15 protein-coding genes, 1 tRNA gene and 1 pseudogene are annotated in these 15,266 nt (G+C 68.1%); 12 read left to right on the forward strand and 5 right to left on the reverse strand.

Features of this window, described 5'->3' with window-relative positions; translation table 11 throughout:
* Positions 1–185 precede the first annotated feature (185 nt).
* Both A3ES_RS56435 and A3ES_RS0134410 read left to right on the forward strand, forming a co-directional pair.
* The gene (locus A3ES_RS56435; RefSeq protein ID WP_020391396.1) at positions 186–359 is read left to right on the forward strand and encodes a hypothetical protein; all 174 of its coding nucleotides are present in this window, start codon (positions 186–188) and stop codon (positions 357–359) included.
* Positions 356–895, forward strand: coding sequence for an RNA 2'-phosphotransferase (locus tag A3ES_RS0134410; protein ID WP_026163473.1), 540 nt, complete (start codon positions 356–358; stop codon positions 893–895). Before A3ES_RS56435 ends, A3ES_RS0134410 begins: the two co-directional genes overlap by 4 nt.
* On the opposite strand, the gene A3ES_RS0134415 is transcribed toward A3ES_RS0134410, so the two are convergent.
* Positions 882–2,180, reverse strand: coding sequence for an aspartyl protease family protein (locus tag A3ES_RS0134415; RefSeq protein WP_020391398.1), 1,299 nt, complete (start codon positions 2,178–2,180; stop codon positions 882–884). The two genes, A3ES_RS0134410 and A3ES_RS0134415, sit on opposite strands and share 14 nt — an antisense overlap.
* A gap of 169 nt (positions 2,181–2,349) precedes the next feature.
* On the opposite strand from A3ES_RS0134415, the gene eno reads away from it, so the two are divergent.
* From eno to A3ES_RS0134435, 4 genes are read left to right on the forward strand one after another with little or no spacing between them, the layout of a single operon-like run.
* Positions 2,350–3,630: a phosphopyruvate hydratase gene (gene eno, locus A3ES_RS0134420; RefSeq protein ID WP_020391399.1), complete on the forward strand. Its 1,281-nt coding sequence runs from the start codon at positions 2,350–2,352 to the stop codon at positions 3,628–3,630.
* Between the two features lie 18 nt (positions 3,631–3,648).
* On the forward strand, positions 3,649–4,260 hold the full coding sequence (locus tag A3ES_RS49445; RefSeq protein WP_063746032.1) for an FtsB family cell division protein: 612 nt from the start codon (positions 3,649–3,651) through the stop codon (positions 4,258–4,260).
* Positions 4,257–4,754: a DUF501 domain-containing protein gene (locus tag A3ES_RS0134430; protein WP_026163474.1), complete on the forward strand. Its 498-nt coding sequence runs from the start codon at positions 4,257–4,259 to the stop codon at positions 4,752–4,754. The genes A3ES_RS49445 and A3ES_RS0134430 overlap by 4 nt, the downstream gene beginning before the upstream one ends.
* Positions 4,747–5,688: a Ppx/GppA phosphatase family protein gene (locus tag A3ES_RS0134435; RefSeq protein WP_202806660.1), complete on the forward strand. Its 942-nt coding sequence runs from the start codon at positions 4,747–4,749 to the stop codon at positions 5,686–5,688. The genes A3ES_RS0134430 and A3ES_RS0134435 overlap by 8 nt, the downstream gene beginning before the upstream one ends.
* Here A3ES_RS0134435 and A3ES_RS0134440 read toward each other — a convergent pair.
* Positions 5,668–6,420, reverse strand: coding sequence for a class I SAM-dependent methyltransferase (locus tag A3ES_RS0134440; RefSeq protein ID WP_020391403.1), 753 nt, complete (start codon positions 6,418–6,420; stop codon positions 5,668–5,670). The genes A3ES_RS0134435 and A3ES_RS0134440 overlap by 21 nt on opposite strands.
* Positions 6,421–6,494: 74 nt before the next feature.
* Between A3ES_RS0134440 and A3ES_RS0134445 the strand changes: the two genes are divergently transcribed.
* Positions 6,495–7,325, forward strand: a complete 831-nt coding sequence (locus tag A3ES_RS0134445) for a uracil-DNA glycosylase (protein WP_020391404.1) — start codon at positions 6,495–6,497, stop codon at positions 7,323–7,325.
* A gap of 296 nt (positions 7,326–7,621) precedes the next feature.
* The gene (locus A3ES_RS0134450) at positions 7,622–8,929 is read left to right on the forward strand and encodes an NAD(P)/FAD-dependent oxidoreductase (RefSeq protein ID WP_020391405.1); all 1,308 of its coding nucleotides are present in this window, start codon (positions 7,622–7,624) and stop codon (positions 8,927–8,929) included.
* Here the strand turns inward: A3ES_RS0134450 and A3ES_RS0134455 are convergent, their stop codons facing one another.
* The 3 genes from A3ES_RS0134455 to A3ES_RS0134465 form a co-directional block, all read right to left on the reverse strand.
* Positions 8,930–11,266 carry a GH92 family glycosyl hydrolase gene (locus A3ES_RS0134455; protein WP_020391406.1) on the reverse strand — a complete coding sequence of 779 codons (2,337 nt, stop codon included), beginning with the start codon at positions 11,264–11,266 and terminating at the stop codon, positions 8,930–8,932.
* A 63-nt stretch (positions 11,267–11,329) separates the two neighbouring features.
* Complete coding sequence (locus A3ES_RS0134460; protein ID WP_040456275.1) at positions 11,330–11,995, reverse strand: response regulator transcription factor; 666 nt, start codon at positions 11,993–11,995, stop codon at positions 11,330–11,332.
* Entirely contained in the window at positions 11,992–13,116 is a 1,125-nt protein-coding gene (locus A3ES_RS0134465; protein WP_020391408.1) for a sensor histidine kinase, read from the reverse strand. Before A3ES_RS0134465 ends, A3ES_RS0134460 begins: the two co-directional genes overlap by 4 nt.
* Before the next feature lie 104 nt (positions 13,117–13,220).
* Between A3ES_RS0134465 and A3ES_RS0134470 the strand changes: the two genes are divergently transcribed.
* The 4 genes and pseudogenes from A3ES_RS0134470 to A3ES_RS57475 all read left to right on the forward strand — a co-directional run.
* Positions 13,221–13,727 (forward strand): glycine cleavage system transcriptional repressor, encoded by a 507-nt coding sequence (locus tag A3ES_RS0134470; RefSeq protein ID WP_020391409.1) that lies wholly within the window; start codon positions 13,221–13,223, stop codon positions 13,725–13,727.
* Positions 13,724–14,299 carry a peptide deformylase gene (locus A3ES_RS0134475; RefSeq protein ID WP_020391410.1) on the forward strand — a complete coding sequence of 192 codons (576 nt, stop codon included), beginning with the start codon at positions 13,724–13,726 and terminating at the stop codon, positions 14,297–14,299. Before A3ES_RS0134470 ends, A3ES_RS0134475 begins: the two co-directional genes overlap by 4 nt.
* 305 nt (positions 14,300–14,604) lie before the next feature.
* Positions 14,605–14,685: transfer RNA gene (locus A3ES_RS0134480), tRNA-Leu, on the forward strand.
* Positions 14,686–14,855: 170 nt separating this feature from the next.
* Positions 14,856–15,248 (forward strand): annotated as a pseudogene (locus A3ES_RS57475) (ribonuclease FAU-1 family protein); the annotation flags it as partial.
* Positions 15,249–15,266 lie beyond the last annotated feature (18 nt).

The following is a 15,266-nucleotide window of genomic DNA, read 5'->3' on the forward strand; positions in this document are numbered from 1 at the left end:
GGCGCGGGCCTGTGCCAGTTCTTCCTCGGTGACCGGTCCGTGCTCCTCCGCGAGCTCCGCCAGCAGATCCCCGAGCCCGTCCATTGCGGCCATCCTACTGTTGGTGGGATGGCAGCCCGAGCGTCTGGACCCCGAGGTCGGCGGTAACGGCGGCTTCGGCTGTCGGCCAGGTCCACTTCGTCCGGATGGGCATCGGCCCGGCAGTCGTGAACGGTTTCGTACGTACTCCGGCCGCGGTCCGGACCATCCCGATCAAGGATCTGCCGCCGATCCGCTATTACCTGATCACCCGCCGCAACCGTCCCGCCGACAACCGCCTCGACACGTTGCGGGCGTTGCTGACACGCTTCGTCCCGTGAGCAAGGCCAGTAGGCAACTGTCCCGGCTGTTGCGACATAGCGCCGGGGAGCGCGGACTCGCGATGACGCCGGACGGGTGGGCCGCGATCGACGACGTCTGCGCTCTGCTGCGGATGGACCGTACGGCGCTGGATATCGCCGTCGAGCAGAACGACAAGGCGCGACTGCAGGTGGACGGCGCCCGGATCCGCGCCTGCCAAGGGCATTCCAACGACGGTATGCCGGTCACGCGTGAAGCCTTGGAGAACAGCTGGCGACGGGTGACTCCGGCCGAGTTGCTCTGGCACGGTACGAACCTGGCCGCGCTGGACGCGATCCTCCGCGAAGGCCTGCGACCCGGCCGGCGTACCCACGTGCATCTCGCGCCGGCTCAGAACAGCCCTGTGGGCAAGCGATCCAGGGTCGACGTGCTGCTCGGGGTCGATGCCGGCAAGCTCGGACAGCCCGTTTTCGAAGCACCCAACGGGGTTCTGCTGGTCCGCTCGGTCCCACCCGAGGCGATCTGCCGGGTGGAGAAGGAGATCACCTCTGCGTGATCGTCAGTTTCATGCCGACGTAGTCGAAGGTGACCGCGTAGGGCTTGAAGAACTCGTGGGTGAAGTTGGCTATCAGGTCGAAACCGAACTGCGCCGACTGTCCGGGGCCTGGTACTCCGGGGAAGACCTTCTCGAAGGCGCTGCCCGTGACGTTGCGCCTGACCGCGTTGCCGAGACTGATCCGCTCGGCGGTGACCGGGTAGATCTTGATCCCGGGCCGCTCCCTCGGATGGGCGTAGTCCACTGTGAGGCCGTACTGCTCGGCGATCGCCACCGTGGTGTCCAGGGCGCTGCCGATGCCGCCCGTGTCCACGGTCACCATCTTGGGCCTGTGCTGCCCGAGGCTGCCCAGCGTGCACGGGAAGTGGTCACCAGCCAGCCACAGTGGCAACCTGGCGAGCTCGTTGCGCGGAGGACGGGCAGGAGTACGTCGCAGCAACAGCGCCCGGCCGGCGTAGTCCATCGTGGTCAGGAAGTGGTAGAAGATCGTGGTGCCGAACGCACCTGCCGCTTGCGACCCGTCGGGAAGGGGCGGCCGTTGCGCGTCGTTCCACTGCACCGGGATGTTGCGGATCTCGATGTCGCCGATCCGGAACGAATCCAGGATGCCCACGTGGATCACGACGGGACGGGCGTCCACGACGCCGCCCTCCCAGCTGGCCAGCGGACGCACCCCAGCCTTTTCCGCGGCCTCCATCGACAGGTCCAGCGTGGCGTAGGTGTCGAGGTAGAACTTCTCCGGCTTTCCGCCGTTGATACTCGCGTCGACCGACGGCACCGGGTCCAGGGTGAAGAAAGGTACCCGGGTACTACGGGCTCCGGAGATCTGCCAGGGCCTGCCCTTGAGTTGGGAGTAGACCTGGCCGAATGCCGCATCGCGCGGACGGCCGGTACCGCGCAGCAGCGGGGCCGCGCGGTCGAGCTGGTCCCGCCGTACGAAGCATTCCGCGAGGCGCTGAACGGAGGCGACGTCACCCGGTGCCAGGGCGACGGCTTCGGACAGGTGATCCTCGGCCGTGCGGAACCTGTTGGACAGGAGCGCGATGTACCCGATCCGGGCGTGCGCGTGCGCGTTGCCCGGATCGTCGCGGAGCAGGCACCGGTAACCCCACTCGGCGTCCGCGAACCGGCCTTGCCAGAAGAGTTGGTCAGGGGTCTCCGGGGCGGCGAGCGCCGGGGGAGCGGAACCCAGCAGGGGAAGGGCCGCGCCCGCTGCCGCCGCCATCCCTGCTCGCTGCAGGAACGCACGGCGGTCGAGGCCATGGTCGTTTTGTCGAAGGGGCATGGCAGGTTCCTCCCAGGTTGATCGAGCTGTCCGCGCGTTGCTGTGGACACAATCAACCGGAGCAGGCGTTTCCTGAGCGTTCCGTGCTGGTTCCGGACGCGGTCCACTGAGCTGTCTGGTCTGGCCGCTAGGCTCGGGGCTGACATCAGGTGTGAACAAGGGAGTAGATGTGGCCACCATCGAGGCCGTCGGCGCCCGCGAGATTCTTGACTCGCGCGGTAACCCCACTGTCGAGGTCGAGGTTCTCCTCGACGACGACACCGTAGCCCGGGCGGCAGTGCCGTCGGGAGCTTCCACCGGCCAGTTCGAGGCCGTCGAGCTGCGTGACGGGGACAAGTCCCGTTACGGCGGCAAGGGTGTCCAGAAGGCCGTCACGGCCATCCTGGAGGACATCGACAAGGAGATCGTCGGCTACGACGTCCACGAGCAGCGGCTGATCGACCAGGCCCTGATCGACCTGGACGGTACGCCGAACAAGGCCAAGCTGGGCGCGAACGCCATCCTCGGCGTTAGCCTCGCCGTGGCCAAGGCCGCCGCCGAGAGTGCCGGTCTGGACCTGTACCGCTACGTCGGCGGCCCGAACGCGCACGTGCTCCCGGTGCCGATGATGAACATCCTCAACGGTGGTTCGCACGCGGACAGCAACGTCGACGTGCAGGAGTTCATGATCGCCCCGATCGGCGCGGCGACGTACTCCGAGGCCGTCATGCAGGGCGCCGGCGTCTACCACGCGCTGAAGGCCGTGCTGAAGGAGAAGGGCCTGTCCACCGGCCTCGGCGACGAGGGCGGCTTCGCCCCCAACCTGCCGAGCAACCGCGACGCGCTCGACCTGATCCTGGTGGCGATCGAGCGGGCCGGGCTGGAGCCGGGCAAGGACATCGCGCTGGCCATGGACGTGGCCGCGAGCGAGTTCCACACCGACGGCGTGTACGCCTTCGAGGGCGGCAAGAAGTCAGCCGACGAGATGATCGCGTACTACGCCGACCTGGTCGCGTCGTACCCGATCGTGTCGATCGAGGACCCGCTGAACGAGGAGGACTGGGCCGGCTGGATCAGCCTCAGCTCGCAGCTGGGTGACAAGATCCAGATCGTCGGCGACGACCTGTTCGTCACCAACGTCGAGCGGCTGCAGCGCGGGATCACCGAGAAGGCCGCGAACTCGCTGCTGGTCAAGGTGAACCAGATCGGTTCGCTGACCGAGACGCTGGACGCCGTCGACCTGGCCCACCGCAGCGGCTTCACCTGCATGATGAGCCACCGCTCCGGCGAGACCGAGGACACCACGATCGCCGACCTCGCGGTGGCGACCAACTGCGGCCAGATCAAGTCCGGCGCCCCGGCCCGGTCCGACCGTACGGCGAAGTACAACCAGCTGCTCCGGATCGAGGAGGAGCTCGACGACGCGGCCCGGTACGCCGGTCGCTCGGCCTTCCCTCGTTTCAAGGGCTGACCGACGTAAGCTGCTGAGATGTCCTCCCGCCGGGATCCAGGTGCGCGCCCAGGCTCGCGACCGACGAGTCGTAGCCAGACGCGCCCGCCTGCCCGCCGGGACGGCAACCAGCCCAAACGTCGTACGACGGGAACCCCGGCCGGACCACCCCGGACCCGGGGTTCCCGCAACCTGACCGGCAGGGCGGCCGTCGTGCTGCTCGTGCTCGGTGCGCTGATCGTCTCGTACGCGCAGAGCCTGCGGGTCTGGTTCGATCAGCACCAGCAGATCAGCACGCTGCAGCAGGAGATCCGGGACCGGGAGAAGCGCGTCGACCAGCTGGACGACGAGATCCACCGCTGGAACGACGACGCCTACGTCAAGGCCCAGGCCAGGCAGCGGCTCGGCTGGGTGATGCCGGGCGAGATCGGCTACCGGGTGATCGGTGCGGACGGCAAGCCCGTCGGCGCCCCGCCCGAGCCGGCCGGCCCGGTCGATCCGAAGGCCGACGAACCGCCGAAGCCGACCTGGTACACCAAGCTCTGGGGCAGTGTCGAAGGCGCGGGCAAGCCGCCGCAGCCGGTCAAACCGGCCACGCCGAAACCGACCCCCAAGCCGGTTCTGACCGCACCACCGAAGGGCAGCAGGTGAGCATCACACCCGAGACGGGGCCCTCTAAAGATGTAACGGCCGTCAGCGAGCAACTCGGCCGCCCCGCCCGCGGGATCCGTTCGATCGCGCACCGCTGCAATTGTGGCCTGCCCGATGTGGTCGAGACCGAGCCACGGCTCCCCGACGGCACCCCGTTCCCGACCACGTACTACGTCACCTGCCCGCGGCTCGCGTCGGCGATCGGCCGGCTCGAGGCGGAGGGCGTGATGAAGGAGATGACGGACCGGCTGGGAGAGGACGAGGACCTGGCCGCCCGCTATCGCGCCGCGCACGAGGATTACCTGGCCCGTCGCGAGGTGCTGGGCGACGTACCGGAGGTCAAGGGCATCAGTGCGGGTGGGATGCCGACGCGGGTGAAGTGCTTGCACGTGCTCGTGGGGCACTCGCTAGCGGCCGGTCCTGGGGTGAATCCGCTCGGTGACGAGGCGTTGGCGATGCTGCCCGACTGGGCTCGCCGGGGCCCTTGTGTCTGACTCTTTGCGCGTCGCGGCGATCGACTGTGGGACGAACTCGATCCGCTTGCTGATCGCGGACTACGCCGATGGCGTACTGACCGAGGTCGATCGGCAGATGAAGATCGTCCGGCTCGGGCAAGGGGTCGACTCCACCGGGGCGTTCGCCCCCGACGCGTTGGCACGGACGTTCGCGGCCTGTGCGGAGTACGCCGATGTAGTGCGTGCGGCAGGCGTGGAGCGGCTGAGGTTTGTCGCGACGTCGGCGGCGCGGGACGTGAGCAACCGGGATGAGTTCTTCGCGGGGGTGTTCGAGCGGTTCGGGGTGGAGCCGGACATCATCTCGGGGACCGAAGAGGCGGCGTTGAGCTTCCGCGGCGCGACGGATGGGCTGGCCGCGCTGGACGTGCCCGGGCCGTATCTGGTGGCTGACATCGGCGGCGGGTCGACCGAGTTGGTGCTCGGGGACGCCGACGGCGTACGGGCTGCTGAGTCGCTGGACATGGGGTCGGTGCGGATGACTGAGCGGCATCTGCACTCGGATCCGGCATCGATCGAGGAGTTGCGGGCCGCGACCAAGGACGTCGACGCGCTACTCGACTCGACCGTGGTGCCGCTGTCGGAGGCGCGGTGTTTGATCGGGGTCGCGGGGACCGTGACGACGGTGGCTGCGGTCGCGCTCAAGCTCACCGAGTACGACCCGGCGGTGATCCATCACGCGCGGATCGCGGCGCCGCTGCTGCTCGACACGACTTCGTGGCTGATGGGGTCGACTCGGGCGGCGCGTACCGAAGTACCGGCTATTCATCCTGGGCGGGTGGATGTGATCGGGGCCGGGGCTTTGATCCTGCAGCGGTTGCACGACAGGCTGGCTGACGGGTTGGCGACCGACGAACTGCTGGTGTCGGAACACGACATCCTTGACGGGGTCGCGCTAGCGCTTGCGAGCGAGTAGCGAGAAGGAGTTCGGCAGGCGGCCTTCCCAGGCGGCTGCCCGGTGGCCGTCACCAGGGCGCCAGAACGGTTCGGCGTACTCCTCCAGCGCTTCGATCTCCAGGCCTGCTCGGATGCACGCGGTGACGATGTCGCCGAGTGACCACTGCCATTCCTGGGCGCCGTTGGCCGGGAAGCTGTCGTTGATGTGCGACTTCGCGAAGTAGCTGCGGTCGTCGCGGATCCGGGGCTTGTCCGTGTCCCAGGACCACAGCGGGACGGCCGGATGGGCTTCGTAGACGTAGAGCCGGCCGGCCGGCTTGAGGAGTCGCCCGACCTCCGCGGCCCAGGCTTGGATGTCGCGCATCCAGATCAGCGCGCCTTTGCCCGTGTAGACCAGATCCGCGCACTCGTCCCGGAGTGGCACGGTCGGCACCTCGGCCACGACGTAGTGGACTCCCACCTTCAGGTCGCGGGCCCTCCACTGAGCCGCGGCGGCCGCCGTCGAGCTGTAGTCGACACCGACCACCGTCCGCGCGCCCTTCGCGAGCAGGTCGACGTCGTCCAGCCCGTGCCCGCTCTGCAGATGCACGACCATCGGAGCCTCCGCGAGGGACGGCCCGAGCAACTCCAGCTCCCATGGCCGCAACGACTCCAACCGCGCGGCCTCAGCCAGATGCTCGTCGTACTCGTTCACATGCTTCTGCGACGCGGTCTCCCACGCCACCCGATTGGCTGCCACCTCAGGATCCATTCGCCACATCCTTCCTGCCGAGGTGTGTTGTGACCACCCAAATTTCATTGGTCGATCGCCTTTAGACTGCGGAGATGCGACTGCCGCACCCGTTGACGGGGGAGTTGTACGAAAGCCCGGTGCCGCCGGGTGCGGGCTGGCCCGAGGACCCGGCAGCACGCAGTACGGCGGTCGCTCACGACGCGGCGGAAGTCGTCGAGCTTGCGCAGACGGACGACCTGGCGGAAATCGACGCCAGGGTGTCCGTCTGTCGCGCCTGCTCCCGGCTGGTCGAGTGGCGTGAAGAAGTTGCCTTGGGCAAGCGAAAGTCCTTTGCGGATCAGCCGTACTGGGGCCGTCCGATCGCCGGCTGGGGTGCGGCCGAGCCTCGCGTGCTGATCGCGGGCCTGGCCCCGGCCGCGCACGGCGGCAACCGGACCGGCCGCGTCTTCACCGGCGACCGCTCGGGCGACTGGCTGTTCGCGTCGCTCTACCGGGTCGGCCTCGCCTCGCAACCGACCAGCGAGCATGCCGGTGACGGCCTCCAGCTCCTCGGTGCCCGGATGATGGCAGCGGTCCGCTGCGCCCCACCCGCCAACAAGCCGACGCCTTCAGAGCGTGACACCTGCTCGCCCTGGTTCCACGCTGAGCTGAAGCTGGTCCTGCCGTCCACGCGAGCGATCGTCTGCCTCGGCAAGTTCGGCTTCGACGTCCTGCTCAACGCTTTGCAGGCGGTCGGCGGCGACGTCCCCAAACCCCGCCCCAGATTCGGCCACGCGGTCGAGTACGCCGTACCGGGCCCGTACGGCGAAGTCACCGTCCTCGGCTGCTTCCACCCCAGCCAGCAGAACACCTTCACCGGCAAACTCACCGAATCCATGCTCGACTCAGTCCTGACCCGAGCCAAGACCATCGCCGGCCTGTGAGTGATGCGCGGTCACCCACCGCGTGAAAGATTTTGGTCACCTGGCGGCAATTTTCCTTCACGCCGTTCTGTGGGTGCTTTTGCGGTTGTGTACCGGCTGGCGGGAGGTTGGCGACATCGCTAGGCGCAGGCGATCACGGGCGTCAGGATGGGGACGAAGATCCCTCGGAGGGAACCCCCGGATGGGGGATTCCCGGTGGTTGAGATCACCCGGGAGATGGCTTGTGAAAGTTTTCACGAGGCCGTTATGCTGAAGTGGACATGAAGTTGGATCACCACTCAGGGAGAGTGAAGGCAATGGCAGCCCAGGTACCGCACATCCTCGTCGTCGGAGGCGGTTACGTCGGGATGTACACCGCTTACGGCCTGCGCAAGGCCGCCCGCCGAGGCCGGATCAGGGTGACCGTGGTCGACCCCCGCTCGGTGATGACGTACCAGCCGTTCCTGCCCGAAGCCGCGGCCGGCTCGGTGGAACCGCGGCACGTGGTGGTGCCGCTGCGCAAGACCCTCAAGGGCTGCCGGGTGGTCACCGGTCGCGTCACCGGCATCGATCACGAGCGCAAGGTGGCCAAGGTGATGCCCGAGGAGGGCCCCGACTACGAACTCGCCTACGACCAGGTGGTCGTCGCGCTCGGCTCGATCGCGCGGACGCTGCCGATCCCGGGCCTGGCCGAGGAGGCCACCGGGTTCAAGAACGTCGAGGAAGCGATTGCCCTGCGCAACAAGGTGCTCGACCGGCTGGACGTCGCGTCGTCGCAACCCGACCCGGCGCTGCGCAAGTCCGCGCTCACCTTCGTCTTCGTCGGCGGCGGATACGCAGGCATCGAGGCGTTCGCGGAGCTCGAGGACATGGCCCGCTACGCCACCCGGTACTACGACAACATCAAGCCCGAGGACATGCGCTGGGTGCTCGTCGAGGCGACCAACCGGATCCTGCCGGAGGTCGGCCCCGAGCTCGGTCAGTACACCGTCGAGCAGCTGCGCAAGCGCAAGATGGACATCAAGCTGGAGACCCGGCTGGAGTCCTGCGAAAAGGGCCACGTCGTGCTCAGCGACGGCGAGGAGTTCGACTCCGACACGATCGTCTGGACGGCCGGCGTGAAGGCCAACCCGGCACTAGCCAGCACCGGGTTCCCGCTGGACGAGAAGGGCCGGGTCAAGTGCCTGGCCAACCTCCGGATCGAAGGCGTCAGCGACGCCTGGTCCGCCGGTGACAACGCGGCCGTGCCCGACCTCACCTCCGACACCGGCGCGTACTGCGCACCGAACGCGCAGCACGCAGTACGGCAGGCGAATCGCCTCGCGGCGAACATCCTGCGCGTGGTCGATGGTGAGGCGCCGCAGGACTACAAGCACAAGTACGTCGGCTCGGTGGCGAGCCTCGGCCTGCACAAGGGTGTCGCCCAGCTGTACGGCATCAAGGTCAAAGGCTGGCCGGCCTGGTTCCTGCACCGGACGTACCACGTGTCCCGCGTCCCCACCTTCAACCGCAAGGCCCGGGTCATCCTGGACTGGACGCTCGCGCTGTTCTTCCGCCGCGAGGTCACCAGCCTCGGAAGCCTGCAGACCCCGAACGACGAGTTCCGCAGAGCTACCGGCAGCTAGTCAGTGGTCGATGGGAGCGGTGCCCCAGTCGGTGGGCGCCGCTCCCAACTGCACGTTGATCCGTCCGCCGTTGGTGATGAACGACTCCGGCAGCCAGGACTCGGCGCGCGACTTTCCGTTCAGGCTCAGGGATTGCACGTACTGGTTGGTGTCTGACGTTTCCGCAGCCTCCACAGTCAGCCGTACGCCGTTGCTGCGGCGCAGCTCGACCTTCGGGAACAGGGGACTCCCGACGAGCAACTCGGCCCGCCCCGGTGTCTGCGGGAACAGCCCGATCGCGGCGAAGAGGTACCAGGCCGAGAGCGTCCCCAGATCATCGTTCCCGGGCAGCCCTGACGGCCCGGTCCCGTAGACCGTGTCCACGATCTCGCGAGTGGTCGCCTGCGTCTTCCAAGCCACGCCAAGGCCGTTGTAGAGCCACGGAGTGTGCAGGCCCGGTTCGTTCGTCGGGTCGTACCGCAGCGCACTGCCACCCTTGACGGCCCAGTTGCCCGCGGCATCGTGGAAGAAGCCATCCAGCCGCTGGACGGCGTTGCTGCCCATCGCCGCCGCCAGTCCGGAGACGTCCTGCGGAACCATCCAGGTGTACGTCGCACTGGATCCCTGCGCGAACCCAACATCGGTGGACGGCGTGAACCCGGGCTGCCAGGTCCCATCAGCCTTCCGCGCCCGCTGGTATCCGACCGCCGGATCGAAGGTGTTCTTCCACCAGCCACCGCGCTCAGCCATCTCATCGGCAGGTTTCCCGAGCCGAGAACCCCACTGGGCCAGGGAAAAGTCGGCCAGTGAGTTCTCCAGCGTCTCGGCCGCACCACCCCAGCAGTGGCACGCGTCCTGCGGCGCATAATGCTTCGCCAAGTAGGTGTTCAGAGCAGGTCGTTGCCCAGTGCATTGCCCCGGGCAACCGCCGTCGTTCTCGGCCTCGGCGTTCTGCACTGTTGCCTGCCGCACCAATGACTCATAGGAGCCCTCGGCATCGAAGTTCCGAACACCCATCGCCGCGAAGGTCGCCAGGGTCGGCGCCGCCGGGTCACCCGTCATCACGTGAGTCGCGCCGTTGTTGTGCAGCCAGCGATCCCAGATCCCCTTGTTCTGCTGGGAAAACTGGTACATCGACTGTGCGAAGTCACCTGCGATATCCGGCTTCAGCAACGCCAGCAGCTGGATGTGCGCCCGATACTGATCCCACCCCGAGAACGTCCCGTACTGCGCCCGCTGCCCCTCGGCGAGGCGATGGATCTGCTGATCGCTGCCCAGGTACTTGCCGTCGACATCGTTGAAGATGTTCGGCTGCAGCATCGAGTGGTAGAGCGCGGTGTAGAAGGTGGTCCGCTGCGCCTCGCTCCCACCCGTGATCCGGACGTTCTGCAGTTCGTTCTTCCAGTCCTTGTAGCCATCGGCGGCGATCCGGTTCACTGTCGCGTTCGGACGCACCTCGGCGGCGAGATTCTGCTCGGCGCCGGCGAGGCTGACATACGAGATGCCGATCCGCATCCTCACCTTGGCGCCTGGCGCGAAGCTGACGTAGCCGCCCGAGCCGCGGCCGGCCCGATCAGCGCCGGTCGCGTAGCCCTCGCCGCCCGTGGTCTGAGTCCCGCCCGGGGTGAGCGTGCTGTCCTTCCAAGTGCCTGTACCGACGACAGGCTGATCGAAGGACGCGGTGAAGTAGAGCCGGTAGTACGACTTGCGGTTGTTCGTCCCGCCATTCGCGCGCCGACCGCAGAACGCGCCGGTGAGCACGGATCCCGTCACCTTGCGATTGGCCGCGTCGAGGGTGATCTCCGCGTCCTGACTGCCGTTGAGCGAGTTCGACGTACGGAAGAGCAGATTCGGCTGGCCCTCGCCAGGGAAGGAGAAGTCGCCGACGCCCGCGCGGGTGGTGACGGCGAGATCCGACTTCACCCCGTTCGCCAGTGTCACCGTGTACCGGCCGGGCTTCGCGGCTTCCTGCGCATGGCTGAAGTTGCTCGCGTACTTCGCGTCGGTGGTGTCCGCGGTCGGCGAACTGTCGACCGCGCCGACATACGGCATGATCGGTACGTCGCCGGCCGCGCCTGGGTTGCAGCCGGCTCCGTTGACGTGGGTGAGGCTGAACCCGCGCACCCGCGTCACGTCGTACTGGTAGCCGTTGGCCGCGCCGGTACTGGTCTGGTCGCCGCGCGTGCTGGTCGGGCTCCACGAGATCATCCCGAACGGGCGGACCGCTCCGGGCCAGGTGTTCCCGTCCCGCGCGGAGCCGATCAGAGGGTCGACGTACGAGGCTGGATCCACCGAGGCAACAGCTGGTACGGCGGGGAGCAACAGGGCGAGAGTGAGAGCACCGACGAGCAAGCGCATGCGACAACCTTCCGGGGCGGGCAGACGGTTCGAGGCTAATGCGGATGAGTTAAGGGCCGGTGATCAGCGCGTGTCGTCGAGGAGGCCGGCGTCGTGCACCAGCAAGGCGATCTGGACGCGGTTGTTCAGGTCCAGCTTGGTGAGGATGCGCGAGACGTGCGTCTTCACCGTCGGGATGCTGAGGTAGAGGGTCGCGCTGATCTCGGCGTTCGACTTGCCCTCGCCGACGGCCACGGCGATATCGCGTTCGCGGTCGTTCAGGTCCTTGAGGCGGTTGACGGCCTTGAGTTTGCGCTGGTCCTGGCCGGAGGCGGCGACCCGGTTGATCAGCCGCTTCGTCACGACCGGCGACAACACCGGCTGGCCAGTGGCGACACGGCGTACCGATTCGACGATCTCGGCCGGCGGGGTGTCCTTGAGGATGAAGCCCGCGGCGCCCGCGCGGAGCGCGCGCAGTACCTGCTCGTCGGCGTCGAAGGTGGTCAGGATGACGACCTCCGGCGCGCTCGGACGGCGGCGTAAGGCCTCGGTGGCCGTCAGGCCGTCCATGCCGGGCATCCGGATGTCCATCAGCACGACGTCGGGCGAGAGCCGGTCGATCAGGCTCTGTACTCCGCTGCCGTCGCCCGCCTCGCCGACCACGCGGATGTCCGGCGCACCGCCGAGCATCAGCTGCAGCCCGGCCCGCAGCAGCGGATCGTCGTCCACGATCAACACCCGAATGGTCATGCCGGCCACGGTAGCCAGGCGGCGAGCCGGAACTCGCCCTCGGGGGTCCGGCCGTGTTCGAGCCGGCCGTCGACGAGCTGGGCGCGTTCGGTCAGCCCGAGCAGGCCCTGACCGTCGCCGAATCGCTTGCTGGGCGCGGGATTGGTCACCGCGACGTTCAACCCGTTGCCTGGCGCACCGATCACCTGGATCCGCACCGGCTCGCCCGGAGCGTGCTTGAGGGCATTGGTCAGACCTTCCTGGACGATCCGGTACGCCGTCCGCCCGACGTGGTCCGGGGGATTGCCTGGCGCATCGAAGGTCAGCTCGACCGGTACTCCGGCCTGCCGGGAATCCTCGACCAGGACGGGGAGATCCGCGAAGGTCGGCTGCGGAAGCTCGCCGACCGGCGCACGCAGTACGCCGATCACTTCGCGGAGGTCCTGCAACGCCTGGTGCGCGCTGGCCCGGATCGTCTCCGCGGCGCCGGCCACCTCCTGAGTGGTCGCGTCGGGGCGGTAGGCCAGGGCGCCCGCGTGGACGCTGAGCAGGGACAGCCGGTGGCCGAGTACGTCGTGCATCTCGCGGGCGATCTCCTCGCGGGCTCTCATCTGGGCCTGCTGCGCCTGCAACCGGGCTACGGCCTCGGCCCGGTCGGCGCGGTCGCGGAGGGTCTGCAGGAGTTGCCGGCGGGACCGCAGGTAGAGACCCCAGCCCGCCAGGGCCGTATAGAGCAGGACGGCCCAGAGAGCGAGCGTCTGCGGCGACTCGGGCTTGTCCCGGACCTGGATGTAGACAGCCAGGCCGATCGCGTTGGCGACGAAGATCAGCAGGGTCGTCCGGAACGGCCGGTAGATCGCCACCGTGAGGATCAGCATCAGGGTGGCGATCCCGGCCGTGTCCGAGAACGTTGACAACACCGCCGAGAACACCGCCAGTTGCACCGGCCACCGCCGCCGGAACCAGAGCGTCAGGCACAGCGCCATCCCGGCCCAGAAGTCGAGGGCGAGCAGCTCGGACGGGATCGGGTCGGCCTTGCCGTCGTCGTACAGGACGAAGCCGCCCAGCACCGCGATGAGAAAGCTCAGGCTGTCGACCGCCCAGTCCCGGGCACTGCGACGAGGGCCATCGGAACCGACCATGAGGTCGAAGATAGCCAGACTTCGGCGCCCGTGGGGCCGGTTCGCTCTGTCCGGATACCGAAGTCGTCGCGGGTCGAGACTTTGGTCCGGGTAGGTTTTCGCCCATGAGTCAGCTCGCAGTCACCGTCATCGGCCCGGACCGCCCGGGCATCATCGCCGACGTCACCGAGGCGCTGGCCCAGGCCGGGGTCAACCTCGAGGACTCGACGATGACGCTCCTGCGCGGCCATTTCGCGATGATGATCGTCTGCTCCGGACCGTTCGCCGAGGTCCGCGAGGCGCTCGAACCGCTGCGCGGGGAACTGGTCATCACCGTCCGCGAGATGGGTCCCGAACACGCCCACGCGCCGATCGGACCGCCGTACCTGCTGAGCGTGCACGGAGCCGACCGGCCGGGCATCGTCTCCGCCGTGACCCGGATGATCGCGAGCGTCGGCGGCACGATCACGGACCAGACCACCCGGCTGAGCGGCGCCCTGTACGTGCTGACCGCCGAGGTCGAGCTGCCGCCCGGCGCCGAGCTGGGCATGCTGCAGCGGGCACTGGAGATCACGGCCGAGGAGCTCGGCGTCGGAGTCACGCTACGGCCGGCCGAGAGCGACGACCTGTGAGTTCCGTGAACACCGCTCATCTGAACCAGACCCTCGCCGCCTGGAGTCCGGCCCAGCTCGGGCTCGCGGGCGACGTACTGGAAGTGGTCCGGGCTCCCCATCCTGTGCTTGCCACCGAGGGGGCATTGGTGGATCCGCTGGATCCGGTGATGGTCGCGTTGGCGGCTGACCTGGTGGCGACCATGCGCGTGTCGCCTGGCTGCGTGGGGCTGGCGGCGCCTCAGGTCGGGGTGGCGGCGCAGATGTTCGCGCTGGACGTGACAGGGCATCCGAAGACGCGCACCTGCCACGGTGTGTTCGTACTCTGCAACGCTGTCGTCGTCGAAGCCACGCGTCAGGAGAAGTCCCGCGAAGGCTGCATGTCCGTCCCCGACCTAACCGGAGACGTCAAACGAGCCACTCGCTTGACCATTACCGGAGTCCTCCCCGGCACCACCGAAGAGCTGACCCTAACCACCGACGCCTTCGAAGCCCGAGCTTTACAACACGAAATAGACCACTGCGCGGGCGCCCTCTTCCTGGACCGCGTAGCCGGCGCCCACGCCATCTACCCGCGCAAGGTGTACCTGTAGATAGGTAGCCCTGTACTCCCCATCCGCCATCGCGGCTACTCATCTGGCGCCGGCTGGGGTGGTTTCCCAGCCCACCCTCCCGGGGGGTTGAGCGCCAGCCGGGCTGGCTCCCCGCCCATCTTCCCCGCCGCCGACCATCAGTCCCCGGCCGACCTGCCTTCAGTCCACTGCCATGGTCGACACCAGGCACCCGTCACTCGCACTCACGCGCCCGCCGCGGCGGTTCGCCGTACGCCCCGGCACCTCACCTGCTTACCCTGTGTTCGTGGCCGGGATCTACTTGTAAGGTGCTCCTTTGGTCTCAGGCCCGGGTGGCGGAACGGCAGACGCAGCGAGCTTAAACCTCGCAGCCGAAAGGCATACGGGTTCGAATCCCGTCCCGGGCACATACGCACTGATACGGCCGTACCATGTCCCGATGACCTTCGCTCCTGGTCGATCGATCGCCCGCCGCGACGTCCACCGCAACGGGATGATCGCCGCGGTGCAGACCGCGCGGGTCGTGCGCGACGACGCGGAGGCGCTGCTCACCTGGACTGCGTCCGGATCGGACTGCATGCTGCGCGGCACTCGGGACGGCGCGTCGATCCGGAAGACGTCGCTGGCGGAGCGGGACCGTACGCCGTCCATGCTCTGGCCGCGGCACTGGGAAGGCCGGCACGTGCTGATCCGCACCGAACCCGAGGCCGACCATTCGGTGTGGTGGTTCTTCGACCTGGAGATGCGGTTCGAAGGCTGGTACGTGAACCTGGAGTCCCCGGTGCGCCGCTGGTCGGCCGGAACCGACATCCTCGATCACGCGATCGACATTGTGGTCGGGCCCGATCGCAGCTGGTCCTGGAAGGACGAGGACGAGCTGGCCGAGCGTGTCGATCATCCGGCGTACTGGACGGCGGTCGAGGCGGACCGCATCCGCGCCGCTGGCGAGCGCATCATCGGTGACATCGAGGCCGGCCGGTTCCCGTTC

This window comes from Kribbella catacumbae DSM 19601 (assembly GCF_000372465.1).
In the GTDB taxonomy this organism is placed as follows: Bacteria; Actinomycetota; Actinomycetes; order Propionibacteriales; family Kribbellaceae; genus Kribbella; species Kribbella catacumbae.